Raw genomic sequence first — 21657 nt, 5'->3', positions numbered from 1 at the left:
AATGTTTATAGAGTTTGGTCTATCCTAAAGAAAGAGATAACAAGAAGGAAAGGTTGATTAGGTGCTACAACAATTTGGATTCACCCAATATGAAAGTCAAGTGTATACATCATTAATCACAGTCAGCCAGCCTTTAGATGCTACGGCAATTGTGAAGCGCTCAGGTGTACCGCGTTCGAAAGTATATGAGGTTATTACAAAACTGATTGAAAAAGGACTTGTTCTTGAAGCCTTTGTGGAGAAAAAGCGGCAGTACACTGGATTACCAATGGAGGCTTTAATAGAAAAACTAACGACAAATTTTGAAGCCAATATTGAAGAATTAAAGAACATTGAAGTGGAAGAAATGGAAGTTGATGATCGAGTGTGGACATTACGAGAGGATCAATCCATCTTGTCTATAATGAAAGACCTAATGGAAGGTGCCAAACAATCGATTCATTTATCTCTTTGGGCAGACGAAATGAAAGCTCTTCTTCCTTTATTAGAGGAAGTGTACAACAGCGGACGAGAAGTGCACTTACATGCAGTTGGATCAATCCAAACGGTCATTCCCAATACATCTGTCTTAATCCCAACCCAAGGACATGATTCTTTAGAAAGAAGTCGAATCCTCATTGTAGATGAAAAGGAAATGATTTTTGCAGGAATTGAAGAGCATGGGTGGCAGGCAATTCGAACCCAATCAAAACCACTTGTGACATTTTTTACAGAATTCTTTTATCATGATGTAGTGCTTACAAAAATTACGCAACGGTATCATGAGCTCATTATGAAAGATGAAGAAGTAAGGCACATGCTGTTAAAGTTAAAATATTAATGAATTTCACACCCTGTTGTTCAAGCGGTAATGTTTTGTTCAATAAGACATTCAAGAAGATAGTAACGGGATAACAACGAATACAATTGCAGTACGTCATCATTTTCCGGAAAAGCGCAATGACCATAGATGGTTGTCTTTAGCCTTTTGTTTTAACCTAGAAAGGATGGTATCCGATGGATTATATCAAGATGATTCGTAACAAAGTAGGATCAGATCCAATCATTCTTAATTTTGCTGGAATTTGTGTAGTGAACGAGAAAGGACAAATTCTTCTTCAAAAAAGAGGGGATTGCAACCAGTGGGGATTTCCTGGTGGCGCCATGGAAATAGGTGAATCTCTTGCAGAGTGTGCTAAAAGAGAAGTATTAGAAGAGACAGGGCTACATGTTGAAATTGACTACCTTATTGGAGTCTATTCCAATTATTTTACGACCTATTCTAACGGTGATCAGGCTCAGACCGTCTTGCATTTCTTTAAAGGTTACCCCGTTAAAGGGAGCCTAAATGTAGATGGAGTTGAAACAGTTGAACTTGCTTTTGTTGACCCTGAGCATGCGCCGCCTCTTTTTAATCAACAGCATCAGGATTGTTTAGCTGATTATCGAAGCAACGAGAAAGGATGTTTTCGGTAAAAGATTAAATGGACTTCCCAAGCAATATTTTAGAGTGGCGAACATAAGATAATGATACAACACTCTTATTGGGAGGGGTGTGTCATGGCAAAAAATAAGGGGACTGGTAAAAACAATTACACTGATCCCCATGAACAATATTTAGAAAGCTTATTAGAGTTATCTGAAGATATGATTTATCTCGGTACGATATTAAGTACGATTTCTTCTGCGTTAGGGTTTATCGGCGTTACCATTGCACGTGATATTTCAAGACAAAGAGATGCCTCATCAAGCGTTGAACAAGAGGCGGAAGAAGCGGCGACATTCTTTGCAGCTGAGGCAACGCAAACTGGTGGACTTCGGGGGCCTGTTGGTGATCAGCAGGAATATGCCATGTATTTGTATACACAAATGAGGCAAATGCAAGGGGAGTTAAACCGGGTGCATAAAGAGATGAAGAAGATGCAAGAGCAATTTAATCGTTGGCACCGGCCATCAAACTAATGGCATTTATAGATAAGGTGACACAAAAACTTTACATGTATGTTTTGATAACGTTAAAGATCCAATGGTCAGCTATATCAACCAGTAAAAGGTGAGCGAGAGTGTCGTCATTGACATTCTCGCTTTTCATTTCTATTCTTATAAAAGAAATGCGAGTAAAACGACAAATGCTAATGCAATGGGAACAAGTAAAAAATAAAGCCAAGAAAATGTTTTAATACTTCGCTCACTGCTGTAGCTTGTATCTGTCCGGTTCATCGATACGAGGGTAAGCACAAGGCCAGCGATGCAAATACAAGCGGCGATTAGAAAGACAGGTAACATGGTAGAAGAGCCCCTTTTTAGTCGAAAACATGCTATGATGCTAGCAGGTTCTTTTTATCAAAGCTTATCACATTGTCTTACTTAAATGAAGGAGGGAACCTGTTACAATTCAACAGGGAATTATGAAAATTATACAGCTTTTGCTACAGGTTCTATTTTTATATGGACTCTCCGTAATTGGAGATTTCTTATCCCGTTGGTTGAATCTCACTATTCCAGGTTCAATCATTGGGTTTCTTTTATTGCTTTTATTATTAAGTACCAAAATCATTCCAGAAAGCTGGGTGGAAACAGGAGCAACCGCATTATTGTTTGTGCTACCCCTTTTGTTTATCCCGTTTAATTTAGGGGTTATGCAATATCCTGAACTTCTATCAACGACTGGTTTTCTTCTATTCTTATCTGTAATAGTCAGTACGCTTCTTTCCATGATAGGCATTGGGCATTTCTGCCAATGGTATGAACGAAATCGAGGTGAGTGGGACGGATGATGTACCCAATAGTAGCTGTAGCCATTGTTATTGCTACGGTTGTTATTTATTTCTTGTTTCGGAAGCTGTACTTACGCTATCCTTACCCCATTCTGTTGCCTGTCGTCACATCTACTGTGTTCATTTTACTCATCTTGCTATTCTTTAATATATCGTATGAGGACTATTTAATTGGAGGAGAATGGCTAAGTCGGTTAATGGGACCGGCTATTGTGGCACTTGCGTTTCCATTGTATAAGCAACGGATCCTTGTTTTACGTTATAGTGTCATGATCGGTGGGGCAGTACTCATTGGTGTATTCTTAGGTTTCAGTACCGTTTATGGACTGGCGCTCCTATTTCAATTCAATGATATCCTTGTTGCGACAGTGCTTCCAAAATCGATTACAGCTCCTGTAGCAGTGGAAATCTCTGCGGCCTTACACGGATTGCCCCCATTAACGGCAACATTTGTCCTTGTAGCTGGCTTTAGTGGCATTCTCATCGGACCATGGGTCATGCAAAAAGCAGGTATAAGGAGTCTGTATGGTAAAAGCATTGCACTCGGGGGGGCATCTCACGCCATGGGGATTTCTAAAGCAGCAGAGTATGGAAACATTCCTCTGTCAATGAGTTCCATTGCTATGACGTTAAGTGCAATTGTTGCATCGCTTTTCATTCCTATTTTCATTTGGATCTTTTAAAGAGGGTGTGTGAAAACACACTCTTCTTTCAATTAAAAAGTTCCATTAGCTCTAGCCAATGGAACAGAAATTCCTATACTTTTTCTAACACATACGCTTTCTTAGATCGATATTCCTTCTCGCCATTATCTGAAGAATGCTCAAAGAACCCATTAAAGCTTTGAATGACTTTAAATTCCCGTTCGGGATCAGAAAAAAGGTGGTTTTCGTTTGAAGAAAGAAGAACAACATCTTTTTTATTTACAAATTGATCTAGGTCTGTGGCTTTATAATGCACGCCAACGTCTAATGAATGGTATGTTGCCATGTCATCTCCTCCTTAAGCGGTTTTTGTTCCTATATCCAAACGTAGGAGATTATAAACATGACGGATGCTACTGTAGTGCTTTCATGTACCAAGTGTCGCAAGAGAAGTGCTCTGTTTGAAGTAAAGGTTCGTCTAGTTTTTGGAAACCGTGTTTTTGATAAAAACGATTGGCAGCATGCATTGTATGAATAGTTTCAAGATAACATGCTTCGTAATACTGTTTGGCAAAGGCTAAACTTACCTCTAATAATTCCTCTGCAATACCTGTCCCTCTAGCTTCTTGTAATGCGTACATCTTTTGTAGTTCACAAATGTTAGGAAAACCCGGAATATCACCTATTCCTACACCAGCAATGATGCGGCCAGCGTGAACAGCCACCCAGTAGTGTGTTCGATCTTTTTGGTAAAGGTCATAAAAACGGCTTAAATCAGGATCTGACCATGCCGTTCCTGGTTTATTTGCGCCGAATTCAATTAAACAAGTTCGAATTAGCTGTTCTACTTCATGATTGTCTTGTTCTTGAATTTCTCGAATGATCATGGCTTTGCTCCTATCCATACTGATTAAAGCTTCTGAGAAGATTATGACAACTATTGTACAGCTTGAGAACAAAAGAATGCAAGATAGAGGAAGTGAACAAATTTCTACCTGTGTCATAATAGAAAAAGAGGAGGTGTACTTTGTGGTTATTACAGATTCACTTTATGGTACGTTTAAGCTTGAACCAGTTCTAGAAACATTAATAGCTAGTCCTCCTGTTCAACGTTTAAAAAAGATCCATCAGGCAGGTGGTTGTTTTCTTGCAAAGCCGGAATGGAACGTGACTAGATATGAGCACTCCATAGGAGCCATGTTGCTTGTACGCAAATTAGGTGGTGGAATGGAAGAGCAAATCGCCGCTTTATTACATGATCTTTCCCATACAGCTTTTTCCCATGTTATTGATTATGTGTTAAGCAATAAAGATGAAGACTATCATGAGAGCCTTTATGAAAGACTTGTAAAAGAAACGAACATCCCTGAACTAATCGACAAAGCTGGTTATAACGCCAAGTCTATTTTATTCTCTACTAAAGAGTGGTCACTACTAGATAGGGATTTGCCCCATTTATGTGTAGATCGGATTGATTATACGTTGCGTGATCTTTATTCATATGGTTGGCTTTCCTTAGGTCATGCCCATGGTTTTTTAAATCAATTGGTTGTGGTAGATGGGTACCTTGTGTGCGAAGAATTAAGGTGGGCAGAATGGTTTGCATCTATGTATTTTAAAGAAACAATTGAATTTTTCTTACATCCAACAAATGTTTTTGCTAATCAGCAGCTTGCGCATATCTTATCAGTAAGTTTAGAAGCAGGGGTGTTAAGTCTTGATGATTTCGTTAAAACTGATTTCGATGTATTGAAAAAGCTACAGATGAGCCAGAATAAAACCATCCAAACGCTTTTAACAGCGTTTGAAAAGCCGCTTTCACCGTCTGACTTTCAGTTAAGGGAGAAGCAAATCCAATTAAAAATTAGAGTGATTGATCCTGACGTGCGCTTAGGGGCTAGATGTTTACCTGCCTCAACTCAATCTACTGTGATGAAAGAGTTATTTATACAAACAAAAAAAGCAGCGACAACAGGTGCAATTGTTACGATTGCTGAAAGGGGAGTAAAATGACTCAAGAGAGAAAAGAGCAGCTGCTAAAAGCATTCCCTCATTTAACGAAGCTGACAGCGTTAGAAGAATATCTATGGATCAATCCTTTTAAAGGAAAGGAGACAGTAGTGAAAACTGAAACACTGTCCATGGAGGCAATTGTAGAAGCAGAGGCTCGACTTGCTCGATTTGCGCCTTATTTATCTCAGGCGTTTCCAGAAACAAAACCAATGAATGGGCTGGTAGAATCGCCACTGCTGGAAATTGACTCTTTCCGAGTGCAACTTGAAGATTATTATAAGGTGACCATTAACGGTAGGTTGTTTCTGAAAGGTGACCACTTGCTACCGATTTCGGGTTCTATTAAAGCAAGAGGGGGCATTTATGAGGTTTTGACGATTGCAGAAAAGGTACTTATTGAAGAAAGAATGCTCTCAAAAGAAGAGTCTTATGTGAAGTTACTAGAGCCTGTGTATCAGGACGTATTGTCTCGCTATACGATTATCGTAGGTTCGACGGGTAATTTAGGACTTAGTATTGGTGTTATGGGGGCAAAGTTAGGATTTAACGTCATTGTACATATGTCAAGTGATGCTAAAGCATGGAAAAAAGCATTACTTCGGCAAAAAGGAGCGCACGTTGTCGAACATGATCAAGACTATAGTCTGGCGGTAGAGGAAGGGAGAAAACAAGCCGAAGCGAACGTAAACAGCTTCTTTATTGATGACGAGCATTCAACGACACTCTTTATAGGGTATGCTGTTGCAGCGTTACGGTTAAAAAAACAACTGGATGATAAAGGTATGACTATTCATAACGATCGTCCTTTAATTGTTTATTTACCTTGCGGCGTTGGTGGAGGGCCAGGCGGAATCGCATATGGGTTGCACCAAGTATTTGGAGAGAACGTAACATGCTATTTCGCAGAACCAACCCACTCTCCTTGTATGCTTGTCGGGATGATGACCGGATTACATGAGAATATCCACGTGAATGAAATAGGAATTGATAATCAGACTATTGCAGATGGACTTGCGGTAGGACGACCATCAGGCTTTGTTGGGAAGGTGATGGAACCTATTCTTGGAGGTATCTATACGATAAGTGATGAGACAATGTATAAGCTTTTAGCCATGCTCATTGATCGAGAAGAAATGGCTCTGGAACCATCAGCAGTTACAGCTTTATTTGGACCTGTACAGATTGCCAATTCAGCAAAGAATGCTGTACATCTAGCTTGGGGTACAGGTGGTAGTATGGTGCCAGCTAATCAAATGAAGGTTGATTATGAAATAGGCAAAGCGCTATTACTGTAATCCAGTTTTCTTAAAAAGAAGGGATACTTGTCCATAGGACGTATCCCTATTTTTGTGGTTTCTTTTTAGAACGGAGCTGTTTGTGTGCTTCAAAATCCCATGTAGACAAGAAAAGTTCAGCGGCTTGGTATCCTGATTCAAACAAGTAATCGCTTTGCTCATCCGTTAGGAGGAAATCGGTAGCTGTGATGGAATCGGTATAAATTTGGATGGTCCGGTCTCTCGTTTCGTCACTCAGATGTCTCATATCATGTGCTTGCATCATCGTTTTGACAATATTCTGTGCCAAATGTATAGGCGTTGGAATAATCGCATCTCCTTCAATTCGATCTTTTAAAAAGCGAAAGCCGAATGTTGGGTAACGGGGAGTTTCAACATCAAACAGCCAAATTGGAAAATTACTTAGCAAGCCACCATCAACAATATACGATTTACTTTTGTTAGCCAGTTTCCACCTAGCCGGTCGATAGAAGAAAGGAATGGATGTACTCATTCGCACTGCTTGAGCAATCGTCACATCACTTGGTTTCATACCATAACGGTTTAAATCGTCAGGAAAAATAATCATTTGTCCGCTACTAATATCAGAAGCAATAATTTTAAGTTTTTCAGGCGGGAGATCTGCAAAAGTTCGAATGTTTTTCTTTCGTAATCGTTCTTCGAGCCACACATCAATATAATCGTTTTTATACATACCTAAATAAAACACGAGATTAACGAAGTTTCCAACAAAAGGAATATGATTGATCCAATTCTTCCCTCGTAAATCTTTGAAATTTAATTCTTTTAACTGTTCATTAATTTCCTTGCTTGTATATCCTGCTGCAAGAAGAGCGGCAATAATAGCCCCTACAGAAGTTCCGGCTAATTTCTGCCATTGCACTCCATGGGCTTCCATTGATTCAATTGCTCCAGCAAAAGCAATACCACGAATGCCTCCACCTTCAAAAACTGCATCGACTTTCATTAGTATGCCTCCTTTCAGTTCAACAAGTTAACAAAGGAACTTGTCTACTCTATTCTATGAACAACCCTAAAGAAAAGTGTTCAATTTCCATTAAAGAGGAGAACATTCAGCAAAAATCAAAAAAAATTTAGAAAAATCTTCTTGATATACATATTTTTTTAGTAGAAAACCAAACTAAGAGTGAAACAAAATACAAATACTGGAGTTGAATGAAAATGAAGAAATATCTATTGCATTCTCTAGCCCTTACTTTTGTTGCAGCTGCGTTAGTCGCGTGTGGAGGCAACAATAACAATGATATGAATTCACCAGATAATGACACGGAGATGAATGAGCCTGCTGAAGATGGTGTTGAAAACCAAGGCTACGGCATGGATAATCATGACGACCAACATATAACGGTTTCTGGTGAAGTCGCTGATAGCGTTCGTGAATTAGATGGTGTTCACCACGCGGCAGCAATCGTGATGGGAAGCCAAGCTTACATTGCTGTGACAATGGATGATGAATCACACGATGTTTCTGATGAAATGAAGCAAAAAATCGCGGACAAAGCAATGGAAGTTGACCATAATCTTAGCGAAGTCCATGTTTCTTCAAATCCTGATTTCGTAGAACGCATGAAAGGGTATGGTGACAGAATTGAGAATGGCGAACCTGTAAGTGGTTTTGCTGATGAATTTATGGAAATGGTTCACCGTATGTTTCCAACAACAAAACGATAGTAGTGAAGAATAAAACCTACAGGTTTTCAACTGTAGGTTTTTATTCTTCTTTTACCTTTGAAGCGTATGGACTAAACTCTGTTGCAAAGGTTTTAAATACGATTTTTTAGCAGTGAAAAGGTACAAGTCTCTAGTAAACGGACAATTGGAGAGACGTTTGAATAAAAAATGTTGATTCCAAGGTGGTTCAACCATTAATTTTGGAATAATAGCTATCGCGTGATTTTGCTTCAAAGAATGGAATAAGGATCGATGAGGAAGGCTTTGAATATCCTTTCTTCTCCATCCGTTTTTTTCGCGTAATGCTTGCCACATTTGATAAAACCGACTTGTTTTTGGTGGGACTATTTGCGGATATGAAAAACATTGCTCAAGCGAGAGTTCTTTAAAATTAGCAAGTGGATGGTCCTCAGCTAGGGCAACTTGGTATTCATCATGTTTCACAAGTGTTGAGTAAAAGCCATCATGATGAGGATAGTCTTCAAAAATTGCTGCATCAATGTCTCCTTTTTTTAGCATCGGTATAAATTCAAGGCAATTCTCTTGAGTACGGGTGCACATGATATCCATGTTCGAGTCTTCATATGTAAGTGTTTGAGGTAAATATGTGGATGAAATAAAAGGCGCAACACCTAAACGAACGGCTTTTTTGGGTGTAAAGCTGTCTAGCTTACTTTGTAGCTCGTGCCAAGTTGGTTGCATGTCATTATAAAAAAGTTGTCCTGTTTCTGTTAACGTCATCCCCTCGTGGGAACGAATAAATAATGCTGTGTTTAAAGATTTTTCTAATTCCTTTACATGTCGACTAACAGCAGGTTGGGTTAACCCCAGTCGAGTAGAGGCTTTTGAAATACTGCCTTCTTCAGAAATCGTTAAAAACGCTTCTAAATATCGAATGTTCATTTATCTCTCCTTTTTAGTAACAAGTATTATGTTGCTGCCATTCTATTCGTGTTTAAGATATATACAAGACATCACAAAAAAGTTAGCTCATCTATATACCCTTATTTCTGAAATACGAAACCTCTTTTTTCTATAAAAGAGTGAGTTTTTTTATGAATGTACGATAAGAGGCTGATTGTGTAATGGAAAACCATTTTTTTGCGTGTGAAAGCTATAGTGGTGTGCTAAAATGTACATAATGATTACTAGTCGTTTACAATGTATACGAGTGAGAAATTAGAATGAGAGAGGTTTACACATGTTAGATATTCAATTTATAAGGGATCATGCCGACAAGATTAAACAAACGGCAGTTCATAAGAAGTTAAACGTCCCGGTAGATGAACTCATTGAAGTTGACCAAAAGCGACGCGAACTTATTCAAAAGATTGAAGGCTACCGAACAGAGCGTAATCAACAAACGAAAGCGATCGGTGAATTAGCAAGAGAAAAGAAAAAAGAGGAAATGGACGCAAAGAAAGAAGAAGTTCGTCTATTGAATCAATCGATTAAAGAGTTAGAGGCGGAATATCAAGAAGTTGAAGCATCTTACTTACACATAATGAATTTAATTCCAAACGTCGTCTCTGAAGATACACCTGTTGGTGACTCTGACGAAGATAATGTTGAATTAGAAAAAGTTGGCAAGATCCCAGAATTTACATTTACACCTAAAGACCACATGGAGCTAGGACAGGCTCATGAAATGTTTGATGTGGAGCGAGGAGTAAAAATCGCGGGTACACGTAATTATGTGCTAAAGAACCAAGGGCTGTTTTTACATAGAGCGGTTCAGCAGTTGGCTGTCGATTTACTACATGAACGTGGATTCTCCATTATGGACGTACCGTTGATGGCAAATGAAGAAGTATTATACAGTACAGGCTTTTTTCCAGATGGTAAAGAGCAGACTTATCATTTAGAGAAAGACAACAAGTATCTAGTAGGTACGGCGGAAGTGCCTCTTGTTGGCTTTTATGGAAACGAGATAGTCGATGTTGAGGAGCCTATTCGCTTAGGTGCAGTATCCAACTGTTTCCGAAGAGAAGCTGGATCTGCTGGAAGAGATGTGCGGGGGTTATACCGTGTTCACCAGTTTGCGAAAGTAGAACAAGTTATTCTATGTAAGAACGATCCAGAACTAGCCGATCGCCTCTTATCAGAAATTACGGGGATCGCAAAAGAAATTTTAAACTTATTAGAACTTCCATACCGAGTTGTCGCTGTTTGTACAGGCGATATGTCTCAAAAAAACCATAAACAATATGATATTGAAACGTGGATGCCGAGTCGTGAGAGTTATAGTGAAACCCACTCATCTTCTAACGTAACGGACTTTCAGGCGAGACGGTCAAACATTCGTTACCGGGACGAAAATGGGAAACTACAATACTGCTATACATTAAATAATACGGCAGTGGCAACACCAAGAATTTTGATTCCATTATTAGAAAATCATCAACAAGAAAATGGTTCAATTGCAATCCCTAAAGCATTGCAGAAATATATGTATGGGAAAACAACGATTCAGCTTTCCTAGTCTTAACGTACGTCGCCTCTTCATAGGGCGACGTCCTTTTTTATCTTTTTTAGATTAAAGTGAGGGCGATTTTATGCATGTTAAAAACCAAATCATTCGACCATTAAATAAAGAGGATCAAGCCCTTTTGTTAAAGTGGTTGACAACAGAAGAGGTGCTTAAATATTACGAGGGAAGAGATCGTCAATTTACAGCAACCTTGATTGAAGAAAAGTTTTATAATGATGCTGAAAAAGATTGTTGGATTGGCGAAACTGATGGTGTACCAATAGCGTACTTACAATCTTATCAATTAACCGTTGAAGATAAGCGAACATTCGGTTATTCAGCATGTCAGTCGGTATATGGAATGGATTTGTTTATCGGCGAAGTGACATATTGGAACAAAGGCTTTGGCAGTGCCTTCATAACATTACTGATTCAACTCATACAAGAAAAAGATGAGACAGCCATTGTGACGGTTGATCCGCGCGTCGAAAACATTCGTGCTATTGCCTGTTACAAAAAATGTGACTTTTCAATTGTGAAAAAAGTAGAGAAACGTGAATGGCATGAAGGCAGTTATCATGACGTGTATATAATGGCAACGAATAAGCTTATTGATTACTAACTGTCTTGGAGTCTCCAACGTGCTCGTTCTCCTTACGATAGTTTATTTCTTGGGAAATAGAAAACCAGCAGCCAATTAATTGGTTGCTGGTTTATTTAGCAATTCTTTTGCCATTAAACGGTAAACGTTTAGTCGAGATTCAAAAGAGTATTGATTGCTATTAATCATAACTTCATCAAATCCAAATGCCTCTTTTTCCCTCAACAATTGATTACTTACCTGTTTAGGCGTTCCGACAAGATGTAGTGAGCGATTTTTAGCAAGGATGGCTCGATCCATTTCAGTTAAAGGGTAGTTTTGAGCGTCTTCAGGACTAAGGGTTTGTGGTAATCTTCCTCGCATAAGAAATAACCTTGCCAAATCAATTGGTAGAGCAAGAAACTCTGCTTCATCTGTTGTTTCTGCTACCGTTATAGCATACGATACGCTAATGATTGGATGCGGCATGAAATACGATGGCTCGAAATAATGGCGATACGTATCAAAGATCTCTTTAGACATTTCTCCGTTAAAAAACTGTGCAAATGAATAACCAACACCTTGCTTTCCTGCCTGTCGAGCGCTATTTCCGCTAGATCCTAATAACCAAGCTTCAGGTAATGCAACTTCATGTGGAGCGGCGATAACTTGGTTATAAAGAGGGTCATTGGTTTTTTGATCATTGATGAGCTGTAATGTTGTTGCTAATTTATCATACTGGTCATCTGGTTGGTATGCTTTACCTTGAGCGAGGGCATGAATGGAGTGATGGTCACCACCAGGAGCACGACCAACACCAAAATCGATACGGTTTGGAGCTAGAGCACTTAATGTTTTAAAGACTTCTGCCATTTTTAAGGGGGAATAATGCATCATCATCACGCCACCTGTCCCTAGACGAATCTGCTTCGTTTGAGCTGCTAAGTGTGCGATGGTGATTTCTGGGGCAGAGCTCGAAAAAGACGTTCCATTATGATGTTCAGCCATCCAAAGACGATGGTAGCCCAATTCGTCCCCTAAGGTTGCAAGCTTTTTCGTAAACTGTAATGCATCAGTAGAGGTCGAACCTTGAGGTATAGGAGCTTGATCAAGAATGCTTAGTTTCATTTTAACGGTCTTCCTTTCGGGTTTACTGTTAAGCACTATAACATAGAACAAATTAAAACCCTATTTTACTGCTCAAAAAATATAAAACGAAAATGAACGATTTCGGCTTTGAAACGTATAACAGTTGTGCAAATTAGAAAGAGGAAAAGCATAGGGGTGGTGTCATGGAAGAACCGCTTGAAGTGTTGATTCAAAAAGCGCAGAAAGGCGAGGAAGAAGCGCTGGCAGTATTATTAACAGATCACTATGACCGTGTTTACCGTTTTTTATTGAAAATCACTTTTGACCCTGACTATGCTGCAGAATTAACTCAGGAAACGATGACGAAGGCGATTATAGCAATTAAAAGTTACAAAATGAAGAAAGCAGCATTTTCAACGTGGCTATTTCAGATTGCGACTAATGTCTTTATCGATAAAAAACGAAAGAAAAAGCATGAAGATGAGTATGTGCGAATGCAACGATTACAATGGTCAATGAAAGAAGAGCCCCAAACAGAGTGGCTCGATATTCAAGATGTGTTAATGAAGCTAGATCGCAAAAAACGAATCCCACTTTTGTTAAAGCATTATTATGGATACAGTTACGAAGAGGTTGGACGAATCTGTCAAATTCGGATTGGAACAGCAAAGTCAAGAGTTAATAGTGCAGTGGATTTTATTCGAAAGGAGTTAAAACACGATGAGGGAAATCGACGATAAAGTAAAAGATGGGTTATCTCAATTGGACAGGGTTGATGTACAGTCACCAACGAAAGAAGATATAATTGCACTTATTCAGAAAACGAAACGAAAGCAGCGGCGTGAAGCGATTCTTTTCTTTATCGTAACACTTATTCTTGTCAACATCGTTGTTTTTTCGATTGCTCGATTGCCGGCTATATACGTGACAATGAACATAATTCTAATAGGGTTACTTCCTGTTCTTTTGGTTTGGGGATTGGTAAAACGTTGGAGGGATCGTTATGAATAATGATTTACGAACGTTAACCAATATTCCTCTTTGGGCTTGGATAACACTGGGAATTTTGCTCTTATCTCAAAGTGTATATTTGTATTTTAAGAGTCAACAGAATGGACAGATGAAATGGTTTTGGGGAATTTGGGGTGTGACTCACTTTCCAATGCCACTAGTTGTTTATTTTCTTTGGACTTATTTGGTTAAACCAATCGTAAAAGAAAAGGGAGATGGATCAGATGAATGAAGTAATGGACGTCATAAGACTGTTTTTGCCACTGATTGTTGTTCAATTATTATTAATGAGTGTTGCTTTATTTGATTTGTATCGCCGTGTTTCTGTCCGAGGTCAGAAATGGGTATGGGTTATCATCATTATCGTCATTAACTTACTAGGTCCTATTGCATACTTTATCTTCGGAAGAGAGAAAAGTAGTGAATATTAAGGTGATTGAACTTAGTAAAGGATCGCGCATTCATCATGTGAATGCTTACATTGAGACGAATCAGATTACGGCACTAATCGGTGAGAATGGAGCAGGGAAGACAACCTTGTTGCAAGTAATGGCTTCTTTATTAAAACCGACATCTGGCAGAATTGAATTTGAAGGTGCGATGAAAAAGGACATCCGCTCTTATATTGGGTTTTTGCCGCAATTCCCATCTTTTCACGAGTGGATGACTGGGTTAGAGTATCTTACACATGTGGGTCAATTAGTAGGTTTGAAAAAACAAAATGCGGTGCGTAAAGCTACTGATCTTTTAACCCTTGTTCGCTTAGAGGAGAGTAGGGGAAAACGTATAGAATCTTATTCTGGAGGGATGAAGCAACGACTCGGTATTGCTCAGAGCTTAGTGAACAACCCTAAAGTGCTGTTACTAGATGAACCAGTCTCCGCATTAGATCCAAAGGCAAGAACAGAAGTGATGGAGCTTCTACTAACACTAAAGAAAGATCGAACGATTATCTATTCAACTCATGTTCTTCACGATGCAGAGCAGGTAAGTGATGCTTATATGCTTATGCACAAAGGTCAATTAATCGAAACCGGTTCTCTGCATTCAAAAGAAGAAGACTATGTGCTTGAGATTGAGACTGCTGAGTGTGAAAGGCTAGAGGCTGAACTAAAAACCGTTTATCCAAAGTGGTGTATCACTAGAGGGTTAAATCATGTTGAAATAAACATTACACCAACTAAAGTGCGAGAAGATTTAATGCTGTTATCAATTCTTGAAAAAGGTGGTTATTCATTTGATGGAATTAGAAAACGGAAAAAAAACCTTGAGGATATTTTTCAGAAAGCGGTGACAGGATGAATCAGCTTAGTGCGTTCATAAAAAAAGAAGCACTTGAAAGCTGGCGCAACTATAAATGTTTATGGCTACCGGCTTTGTTTGTTGTATTGGGTATCATGCAGCCATTGACGCTTTATTACATGGAAGACATGTTAGCATTTTTGGGGGGGTTGCCAGAAGGGGCGGGTTTTGTGATGCCAACAATGACCGCTGAGGAAGTCGTTGTGCATACGTTAGACCAATTCTCACAAATTGGTATGTTTGCAATCGTTTTGTCTTTTATGTCGACATTCACGAATGAACGAAAAACTGGTGAAGCCATGCTCATACTTGTAAAACCAGTAACACATTGGGCTTATTGGCTTTCAAAATGGTTTGTAGCTCTTGCTTTAGTAATAGGAAGTTTCATTGCGGGTTTAGTAGCATCCCTTTACTATATTTCATTATTATATGACTCTCTATCGCTTTCATCAATTTTGATTACGGGAATTGTCTATGGGGTTTGGTTAACGTTTATCGTGACTGTAACACTTTTCATAGGAACAATCGTAAAAAGTTCAGCAGTAGTAAGCCTTTTTAGTATTCTAACGATTATGCTTGTTCTAATGTTTCCTGTTTTATTTGGAGAGGGTGCCTTATGGACGCCTGCTGGACTTCTTGTAATGATAAAAGCCTTTCTTCTAAATGATCCTATAAGCCTGAAACCTATATGGACCACGTTAAGCCTTATCTTTTTACTGTTGCTAGGAGGGACAAATTACGTAACAAAGAAAGAGTGGAGTATCTAAAGAACAGAGGCTGGGACATAACGAAAAGTAGTAGTTGAAAAGACGAATAGTCTAAACTATGCTGAGTAGCACCGCTATAGGAGAATCCTTCGCTTTCCGGGGACACGGCCTCAGCCTCCTCCGTGGAAAACCACCAATCCAGAGTCTTCAGACACGTGCTGATCCCCCAGGAGACTTCGGATTCTCCTTCCGCTAATGTTCATATAAAACAAACGACGAACGTTCCTATTTTCAGGAATGTTCGTCATTTTGGTCTGTCTATCTACTTTTGTCCCAGTCTCTCTTTTACTAGTGGAAATGTAATATGGACGATTGTTCCTTCTCCTACTGCACTTTCGTAAAGAATGTTTCCTTTATGTTGTTCGACAATTTTGTAACTCACTGTTAGTCCTAAGCCTGTACCTTTATCTTTTTGTGAAAAGAACGGTTCACCTAAACGTGCCATTCGCTCCTCGCTAATACCATGGCCATCATCCTCAACCTTCACCTTAAGCCTTCCATCTTGGGCTAGCGTTGATACAGTAATCGTGCTGGCACTTGCTTCGATCGCATTTTTAATGACGTTAATAAACAATTGTTTAAGCTGGTTTTTATCGCCGTATAGATAAAAGGGGCATGGTTTTTTAAATGATAAGCTAACACCATTTACTTTTGCTTCACCAGTAAGTAGATGGATGACGTCTGATAGCACATTTGTTACATTTGTTTTAGAAAAAAAGATATCATGAGGGCGTGATAGAATGAGTAATTCACTCGCGATCATATTAATGCGTTCTAGCTCCTCTAACATAATGCGATGAATAGGGTTCTCTTCCTTGCTCTCGGCTTGAAATAGTTGAACAAACCCTCTAAGTGATGTGAGGGGGTTTCGAATTTCATGAGCAATTCCAGCAGCTAACTCGCCAACTACGGCTAATTTTTCGGTTGTACGTAGTTTTTCCTCAGCTTCCATCATAGGTGTTATGTTATGTGCATAGCCTGTAATGCCTACAAGTTCGCCATTTATAATAACCGGCAACGACGCACAATTGACGATGACCTTTTTTCCAGTTTGATGTTTCATACGAATTTCGTTACATTGAACCACTTCTCGGCTTGTTATCACTTGATAGAATGTTAGTTTCAAGCGAACATGGTCTCGTTCATCAACAAATGAAATGAAGGGTTCGCCAATACTTGCTACTCTGTCATAGCCGGTGACGTGCATAAAATGTGGATTAAGATCGGTAATATTCCCTCGGAGATCAACCATGTAAACGAGCTCAGGGCTGTGATCAAATAATGCTTTATATCGCAACTCACTCTCTTCTAATCTTTGTTTTGCTTTCATTCGCTCAGTTATATCTCGACCTACAACAATTAAGGCTTTACGTTCACCGCTTTCTGTAAAAAGTGGCGTTTTCGTTGTGTCAAATATTTTCTGTTCACCATTTTCCAGCGTTACAATAGCCTCATGTCTAGTTGTCTTACGAAGTGTCCACGTTTGTTCATCTGTTTCGTTTGCCAGTAAAAAAGTCTTTTTGAAAAAAGGCTTTTCTTCAGCCAGTTGGGAATTTGTTTTTCCTATGTAATCAATGGGATCTATTTGGAACAGCTCTAAAGCAAATGTGTTAGATTGAATCCAGCGACCATCGCCATCTTTGAAGCTGATAAAATCAGGAATGGAATTAATAAGTGTTTCGACCTTTTCTTTTTCTTCTGTCAACGTGTGAATCTTTTCAGATTTAGTTAATAAAACATAAATAAACACGCTGGTGGCGATGATAAAGAAAATCCCTTTAATTTTTTGGTAAAAGGAATATAGTTCAGGCTCCCAACTTAGTAATAAGTAATCGGTTCCTATCACCCAAATAAGACTAACCCCAATAAATAAAGCAATCATTTTTCGTTTTCCGCTCATTTTCACGTCCACCTTTAAGATGCTATCGTCATAAGACTACCTGCTCTATTAGGGAAAAACAACCGAATTAGAATAAGTCTGTCAATTGATGGCTAACTTATGCTAAAAAGTCTTCAGAATATAGAGGAGGAGTTTCTCATGGTGAATCAACTTCCGCCAGATCATCTGCAACAATTTGTAGGTGGAAATTTTGAGCAAGTGGGGAAGGAATTTTTAACGTTGTTCCAACAATTTGGTGGTTTGAAACAAAATGATTCTGTACTAGATGTCGGAAGTGGTGTGGGGCGTATGGCTGTTCCATTAACAACCTTTTTGTCGACGGAAGGGCTATACAGAGGGTTTGATATATCTAAAGAAGGTATTGATTGGTCGATCGCAAATATTAGTTCGGAGTATCCGCATTTTCAATTTGAACACATTAACATTTATAACCACTTGTATAATCCTAATGGCTCGTTGACATCAACAGGCTTTCACTTTCCATATGAAGCGGATACCTTCAATTTTGTGTTTTTAACATCTATTTTTACTCACTTAATGGAAGATGAAATGACCCATTATTTACATGAAATAAATCGGGTTATGAAGAAAGACGGTACTTGTTTATTGACAATGTTTATTGTAAATGATGAAGCCACAGATTTAATAAAAGCAGGAAAAAGCTCACTTCAATTCCCTCATAAAGTAGGGGAAGCCTCAATTGAAAATCTTGCCTTACCTAATGCTGCAGTGGGTTATTCACTAGATACTGTTGAAGCGATGATGAACAAAACAAATTTTGTGCGGTCTGAGTTGAAGTTTGGAAGTTGGTGTGGTCGTACACAGTTTACAACGTATCAAGATTTACTGGTTTTAAAGAAAAAAAGGTAGTAGGGTTCATCCTACTACCTTTTACTTACTAGCAAAAACGATCTTGTGGTTTAGGGACCGACAATCCGAACAACGGCCGTAGTTTAAGAGCTAAAAAGGTTCCACCAATAGCCATTACGCCCCAAATGTACCCATGAGCACTAAAAGATGCAATACCTCCAAAATAAGCACCTACATTACAACCAAATGCGAGGCGTGCGCCATAACCCATTAGTAAACCACCTATAACAGAGGCAGCTGCATTTTTTGCAGTGATAGTTGAAAGAGTAAATAAGCCACCTGCTGCAGAAGCAAGAAAGGCGCCTAATATAACACCGAAGTTTAACACCGTAGTTGTATCAGCAAAGATCGATGCATGTAAGGCTTCTGTGCTTCCTTGCCAGTAGCCCCAGCTTTCAACATTAAATCCCATTGCATCAGCAGCCTTTGAACCCCATAAAGTAAATGCTGATGTTACACCCCATGGTGTACCGCGTGTTAATAGAGTTAAGGCATTTAACACCGCAAGTACAATAGCCGCTGTAAACAAAGGCCATGAACCTCTAAAGATACGTTTCCAACCAACGGCAGAAGGGACGGCTGCCATTTTTGGAGGGTTTTTTTTCTTTTCTATACGAATCGTTATCCATGCAATGGTAGCAAAGATAAGTAAAGATACTAAGAGTGCCCCACCATAGCCTAGTCCAGTTGAGGTTGCTAAAGAAAAGGGTTCGGCTGACGGCATTTCGTCCATCCAAAAGGTAAAGTGGGCTGCTCCAATAGTAGAGCCAATAATAAAGAAAAGAAGCGTGATAAACATAACAGAACGACCGCCACCAACAGCGTATAGGGTACCTGATGCACACCCTCCACCAAGCTGCATGCCAATGCCGAAGATAAAGGCACCGACTAATAAACTCACGCCCACAGGGGAGACGTAGCCATTAGCATCTGTTCCAAAGAACGTAGTACCGATTGCTAAGATTGGTGCAAATAATAAACAGGCAACTGCGAGCATGAGCATATGCGCTCGTAAAGACTGGCCATTCCCTACAGATGCAAGTCTTCGAAAAGCAGACGTAAATCCAAATCGAGCGTGAAATAATGTAAACCCAAGCCCAATACCGATAAGTGCTAATAATGGTTGGACAACATGTTGGGTAAGGGCTAAAAAGACAGTCAATAAAATGGCTACAACTATACCAACTATGACTAAAAGACGTTGTGGTGGGTTTAAAGGTTTTCTTTCTTCTTGTTGCGCTATCGTAGACACGTCATCACCTTATCCTATTAAATTTATCCGAAAAGGATTGTATTATCTTAGTTAAAATTGTGTACGCTGTCAAGGTAAAACCATTTGTGCTTAGTTAGTGTGGTTGTTAAGTGATTTGTACCATAAAAATGAGGCTGTGACAAAAGTAGATAGACAGACCAAAATGACGAACATTCCTGAAAATAGGAACGTTCGTCGTTTGTTTTATATGAAAATGAGCGGAAGGAGAATCAGAAGACTCCTGGGGGATCAGCACGTGTCTGAAGACTCTGAAGTGGCGGTTTTCCACAGAGGAGGCTGAGGCCGTGTCCCCGGAAAGCGAAGGGTTCTCCTGTAGCGGTGCTACTCAGCATAGTTTAGACTATTCGTCTTTTCAAATACTACTTTCCGTTATGTCCCAGCCTCTTTATTTCTCTAACCAACTGTCAACAAGTTCTCGATTTTGTTCAATCCATTGTTTAGCCGCTTCCTCGTCATCATCTAATTCTGCTTGTAACTGAAGAAGCTCACCAAGTGTTTCATCTGTAAATTGTGCATTATTTAGCCATGTAATAACGTCTGAATGGTCTTCTTCTAATCCTTTTCGAGCTAGGTAGTAAATATCGTCTGGTTCACCATAAATACGGTCTGGATCATCAAGAAATTTCAAGTCATACTCACCTAAAGTCCAATGGGGGCTCCATAAAGTAACAACAATAGGATCTTCATTTTGATAAGCATTTTGAAGCTCTGCAACCATTGCTTGTTCAGATGAAGCTGAAAGGGAAAAGTCTTCAAGTCCGTAATGGGGAATGACCTCATCTTCTGTTATACCCATTAAAGCTGAGCCAGGATCAATACCATAAATTGTTCCGTTAAGATCATCATATGCATCTGGTAGATCAGCTATTGACTGAACATCTTCCATATATGTAGGTACGGCAAGCCCTAACGTGGCGCCTTCGTATAGAACACCATCTTCTTGAACATCAATTGTATCACTATTTTCATCAATATATGCACGATCTGTTAATGGTAACCAAGTGTTGAAGCCGATGTCATAATCTCCTTGCTCTACACCTGAAAATAAAAATGCTTTCTCAACAGAAGCCAATTCAACATCATAGCCCTGTTCTTCTAAAAGTTGCTCCCATACGTGAGAAAATGCGATAGCCTCTGCATATAAATTATAGCCTATTTGAATGGTGCCAGTTGAATCCTCTTGGTTGGTGTTATCGCTTCCACATCCGCTTAAAACAGCCGTGGCAGCGAATGCAGTGACAACAAGGTAATGCTTTTTCATAGTGATGTGTAGCCTCCTTATTGAATTCCATAAAGTAAACCTTACCATATTGTGGCGAAACGTACACCTTTTATACATAAGAAGAGAAGGTTTGTCAGGAAAAAGAAAAGGGAACAAAGAAAAAAACACCCCCTCCATAAAAGGGGTGCTCGTATTATGGTCGAAATACTTTATTTACTTTCCAGTGCATTTCAGGGAATGTATTTGAATTTAGTTTTGAAGCTAAATGATCTGCATGTTCATAAGAGGAAAATAATTTATCATATGGTGTAGAGGAGTTTTTTAGCGACTGAGTATAGCCATCGACGATACGGGTTACAGCGTACATGCAACGAACTCCTTCCTACTTGTTCTTATCTGTATTATGGCACACTTATAGAGGAACTTCATTAATAATTTTCTGAAAAAAGAGCAAGGTTTTGTAGGATTTTGTAGAATGCACATTAAATGGATCGAGCTTAATGTAAATGTACGCACTTTTGTCGATTAAGACTACGGTCACAAGGAGAGAACGAAAATGGAAACAATGATTTGGATTATAGTTGCCGTTATTTTATTTGTCATCTTAGCAGGTGTGACGAAAGCCATTTTACGTATCGTTTTTTCAATTGCAGCGATAGCAGCCGTTATTTTTTTAATTACGCAATTAATAAATAGTGTATAAGATTTAGATGGAGAAAAAGGCGTGTTGGCACCAAGTTTCAACGAAGAAAAGTCCACTAACGCGGTAAACG

Annotated in this window: 28 protein-coding genes; 18 read left to right on the top strand and 10 right to left on the bottom strand. The window is 39.1% G+C overall.

Features of this window, described 5'->3' with window-relative positions; translation table 11 throughout:
- Window positions 1-61 precede the first annotated feature (61 nt).
- The 3 genes from BK583_RS15050 (at window position 62) to BK583_RS15040 (ending at window position 1941) form a co-directional block, all read left to right on the top strand.
- On the top strand, window positions 62-820 hold the full coding sequence (locus BK583_RS15050) for a TrmB family transcriptional regulator (RefSeq protein ID WP_055735175.1): 759 nt from the start codon (window positions 62-64) through the stop codon (window positions 818-820).
- Between the two features lie 176 nt (window positions 821-996).
- The gene (locus tag BK583_RS15045; RefSeq protein ID WP_055735174.1) at window positions 997-1455 is read left to right on the top strand and encodes an NUDIX hydrolase; all 459 of its coding nucleotides are present in this window, start codon (window positions 997-999) and stop codon (window positions 1453-1455) included.
- An 84-nt stretch (window positions 1456-1539) separates the two neighbouring features.
- Window positions 1540-1941, top strand: a complete 402-nt coding sequence (locus BK583_RS15040; RefSeq protein ID WP_038478133.1) for a hypothetical protein — start codon at window positions 1540-1542, stop codon at window positions 1939-1941.
- A gap of 138 nt (window positions 1942-2079) precedes the next feature.
- Here BK583_RS15040 and BK583_RS15035 read toward each other — a convergent pair whose 3' ends face one another.
- On the bottom strand, window positions 2080-2265 hold the full coding sequence (locus BK583_RS15035) for a hypothetical protein (RefSeq protein ID WP_038478136.1): 186 nt from the start codon (window positions 2263-2265) through the stop codon (window positions 2080-2082).
- A gap of 122 nt (window positions 2266-2387) precedes the next feature.
- Here BK583_RS15035 and BK583_RS15030 point away from each other — a divergent pair, with 122 nt between their 5' ends.
- Together BK583_RS15030 and BK583_RS15025 are read left to right on the top strand one after the other, a co-directional pair.
- Window positions 2388-2756 carry a CidA/LrgA family protein gene (locus BK583_RS15030; RefSeq protein WP_038478139.1) on the top strand — a complete coding sequence of 123 codons (369 nt, stop codon included), beginning with the start codon at window positions 2388-2390 and terminating at the stop codon, window positions 2754-2756.
- The gene (locus BK583_RS15025) at window positions 2753-3439 is read left to right on the top strand and encodes an LrgB family protein (protein WP_055735173.1); all 687 of its coding nucleotides are present in this window, start codon (window positions 2753-2755) and stop codon (window positions 3437-3439) included. Before BK583_RS15030 ends, BK583_RS15025 begins: the two co-directional genes overlap by 4 nt.
- A gap of 73 nt (window positions 3440-3512) precedes the next feature.
- On the opposite strand, the gene BK583_RS15020 is transcribed toward BK583_RS15025, so the two are convergent.
- Together BK583_RS15020 and BK583_RS15015 are read right to left on the bottom strand one after the other, a co-directional pair.
- Window positions 3513-3746 carry a hypothetical protein gene (locus BK583_RS15020; protein ID WP_055735172.1) on the bottom strand — a complete coding sequence of 78 codons (234 nt, stop codon included), beginning with the start codon at window positions 3744-3746 and terminating at the stop codon, window positions 3513-3515.
- Window positions 3747-3813: 67 nt separating this feature from the next.
- Window positions 3814-4287, bottom strand: coding sequence for a GNAT family N-acetyltransferase (locus tag BK583_RS15015; protein ID WP_038478147.1), 474 nt, complete (start codon window positions 4285-4287; stop codon window positions 3814-3816).
- 142 nt (window positions 4288-4429) lie between these two features.
- Here BK583_RS15015 and BK583_RS15010 point away from each other — a divergent pair, with 142 nt between their 5' ends.
- Both BK583_RS15010 and dsdA read left to right on the top strand, forming a co-directional pair.
- Entirely contained in the window at window positions 4430-5413 is a 984-nt protein-coding gene (locus BK583_RS15010; protein ID WP_055735171.1) for an HD domain-containing protein, read from the top strand.
- Window positions 5410-6708, top strand: coding sequence for a D-serine ammonia-lyase (gene dsdA / locus BK583_RS15005; protein WP_055735170.1), 1299 nt, complete (start codon window positions 5410-5412; stop codon window positions 6706-6708). The genes BK583_RS15010 and dsdA overlap by 4 nt, the downstream gene beginning before the upstream one ends.
- Before the next feature lie 46 nt (window positions 6709-6754).
- Here the strand turns inward: dsdA and BK583_RS15000 are convergent, their stop codons facing one another.
- Window positions 6755-7675, bottom strand: a complete 921-nt coding sequence (locus BK583_RS15000) for a patatin-like phospholipase family protein (protein WP_038478155.1) — start codon at window positions 7673-7675, stop codon at window positions 6755-6757.
- Window positions 7676-7890: 215 nt separating this feature from the next.
- Here BK583_RS15000 and BK583_RS14995 point away from each other — a divergent pair, with 215 nt between their 5' ends.
- The gene (locus BK583_RS14995; RefSeq protein WP_055735169.1) at window positions 7891-8400 is read left to right on the top strand and encodes a YhcN/YlaJ family sporulation lipoprotein; all 510 of its coding nucleotides are present in this window, start codon (window positions 7891-7893) and stop codon (window positions 8398-8400) included.
- A gap of 51 nt (window positions 8401-8451) precedes the next feature.
- Here the strand turns inward: BK583_RS14995 and BK583_RS14990 are convergent, their stop codons facing one another.
- A complete protein-coding gene (locus BK583_RS14990; protein WP_055735168.1) occupies window positions 8452-9303 on the bottom strand; it encodes a LysR family transcriptional regulator in 852 nt (283 codons plus the stop codon).
- Between the two features lie 298 nt (window positions 9304-9601).
- Here BK583_RS14990 and serS point away from each other — a divergent pair, with 298 nt between their 5' ends.
- Window positions 9602-10882: a serine--tRNA ligase gene (serS, locus tag BK583_RS14985; protein WP_055735167.1), complete on the top strand. Its 1281-nt coding sequence runs from the start codon at window positions 9602-9604 to the stop codon at window positions 10880-10882.
- Between the two features lie 73 nt (window positions 10883-10955).
- Window positions 10956-11492, top strand: coding sequence for a GNAT family N-acetyltransferase (locus BK583_RS14980; RefSeq protein ID WP_055735166.1), 537 nt, complete (start codon window positions 10956-10958; stop codon window positions 11490-11492).
- A gap of 75 nt (window positions 11493-11567) precedes the next feature.
- On the opposite strand, the gene BK583_RS14975 is transcribed toward BK583_RS14980, so the two are convergent.
- Window positions 11568-12578: an LLM class flavin-dependent oxidoreductase gene (locus tag BK583_RS14975; RefSeq protein WP_038478166.1), complete on the bottom strand. Its 1011-nt coding sequence runs from the start codon at window positions 12576-12578 to the stop codon at window positions 11568-11570.
- A 164-nt stretch (window positions 12579-12742) separates the two neighbouring features.
- Here BK583_RS14975 and BK583_RS14970 point away from each other — a divergent pair, with 164 nt between their 5' ends.
- The 6 genes from BK583_RS14970 to BK583_RS14945 are packed head-to-tail and all read left to right on the top strand — an operon-like array spanning window position 12743 to window position 15619.
- On the top strand, window positions 12743-13279 hold the full coding sequence (locus BK583_RS14970; protein WP_055735165.1) for a sigma-70 family RNA polymerase sigma factor: 537 nt from the start codon (window positions 12743-12745) through the stop codon (window positions 13277-13279).
- Window positions 13260-13550, top strand: coding sequence for a YxlC family protein (locus BK583_RS14965; RefSeq protein ID WP_055735164.1), 291 nt, complete (start codon window positions 13260-13262; stop codon window positions 13548-13550). The genes BK583_RS14970 and BK583_RS14965 overlap by 20 nt, the downstream gene beginning before the upstream one ends.
- Complete coding sequence (locus BK583_RS14960; RefSeq protein WP_055735163.1) at window positions 13543-13782, top strand: hypothetical protein; 240 nt, start codon at window positions 13543-13545, stop codon at window positions 13780-13782. The genes BK583_RS14965 and BK583_RS14960 overlap by 8 nt, the downstream gene beginning before the upstream one ends.
- Window positions 13775-13981 carry a PLDc N-terminal domain-containing protein gene (locus tag BK583_RS14955; RefSeq protein WP_236702323.1) on the top strand — a complete coding sequence of 69 codons (207 nt, stop codon included), beginning with the start codon at window positions 13775-13777 and terminating at the stop codon, window positions 13979-13981. The genes BK583_RS14960 and BK583_RS14955 overlap by 8 nt, the downstream gene beginning before the upstream one ends.
- Window positions 13971-14852, top strand: a complete 882-nt coding sequence (locus BK583_RS14950; protein WP_055735162.1) for an ABC transporter ATP-binding protein — start codon at window positions 13971-13973, stop codon at window positions 14850-14852. Before BK583_RS14955 ends, BK583_RS14950 begins: the two co-directional genes overlap by 11 nt.
- Window positions 14849-15619 (top strand): ABC transporter permease, encoded by a 771-nt coding sequence (locus tag BK583_RS14945; protein ID WP_055735161.1) that lies wholly within the window; start codon window positions 14849-14851, stop codon window positions 15617-15619. The genes BK583_RS14950 and BK583_RS14945 overlap by 4 nt, the downstream gene beginning before the upstream one ends.
- 262 nt (window positions 15620-15881) lie before the next feature.
- Here the strand turns inward: BK583_RS14945 and BK583_RS14940 are convergent, their stop codons facing one another.
- Window positions 15882-17519, bottom strand: coding sequence for a PAS domain-containing sensor histidine kinase (locus BK583_RS14940; protein WP_055735160.1), 1638 nt, complete (start codon window positions 17517-17519; stop codon window positions 15882-15884).
- A gap of 138 nt (window positions 17520-17657) precedes the next feature.
- Between BK583_RS14940 and BK583_RS14935 the strand changes: the two genes are divergently transcribed.
- Window positions 17658-18389, top strand: a complete 732-nt coding sequence (locus BK583_RS14935) for a class I SAM-dependent methyltransferase (protein ID WP_038478184.1) — start codon at window positions 17658-17660, stop codon at window positions 18387-18389.
- A 28-nt stretch (window positions 18390-18417) separates the two neighbouring features.
- On the opposite strand, the gene BK583_RS14930 is transcribed toward BK583_RS14935, so the two are convergent.
- The 3 genes from BK583_RS14930 to BK583_RS20820 all read right to left on the bottom strand — a co-directional run bounded on the left by BK583_RS14930 (window position 18418) and on the right by BK583_RS20820 (window position 21251).
- Entirely contained in the window at window positions 18418-19641 is a 1224-nt protein-coding gene (locus BK583_RS14930; RefSeq protein ID WP_038478187.1) for a YeeE/YedE family protein, read from the bottom strand.
- A gap of 406 nt (window positions 19642-20047) precedes the next feature.
- Window positions 20048-20923 (bottom strand): glycine betaine ABC transporter substrate-binding protein, encoded by an 876-nt coding sequence (locus tag BK583_RS14925; protein ID WP_038478190.1) that lies wholly within the window; start codon window positions 20921-20923, stop codon window positions 20048-20050.
- A gap of 154 nt (window positions 20924-21077) precedes the next feature.
- Entirely contained in the window at window positions 21078-21251 is a 174-nt protein-coding gene (locus BK583_RS20820) for a hypothetical protein (protein ID WP_158318500.1), read from the bottom strand.
- A gap of 189 nt (window positions 21252-21440) precedes the next feature.
- Here BK583_RS20820 and BK583_RS20815 point away from each other — a divergent pair, with 189 nt between their 5' ends.
- Window positions 21441-21587, top strand: coding sequence for a hypothetical protein (locus tag BK583_RS20815; RefSeq protein WP_158318501.1), 147 nt, complete (start codon window positions 21441-21443; stop codon window positions 21585-21587).
- The last annotated feature ends 70 nt before the right edge of the window (window positions 21588-21657 follow it).

It is taken from the genome of Shouchella oshimensis (genome assembly GCF_002019765.1).
Taxonomy (GTDB): Bacteria; Bacillota; Bacilli; order Bacillales; family Bacillaceae_D; genus Shouchella; species Shouchella oshimensis.
This window is presented reverse-complemented; position numbering and strand designations above follow the sequence as displayed.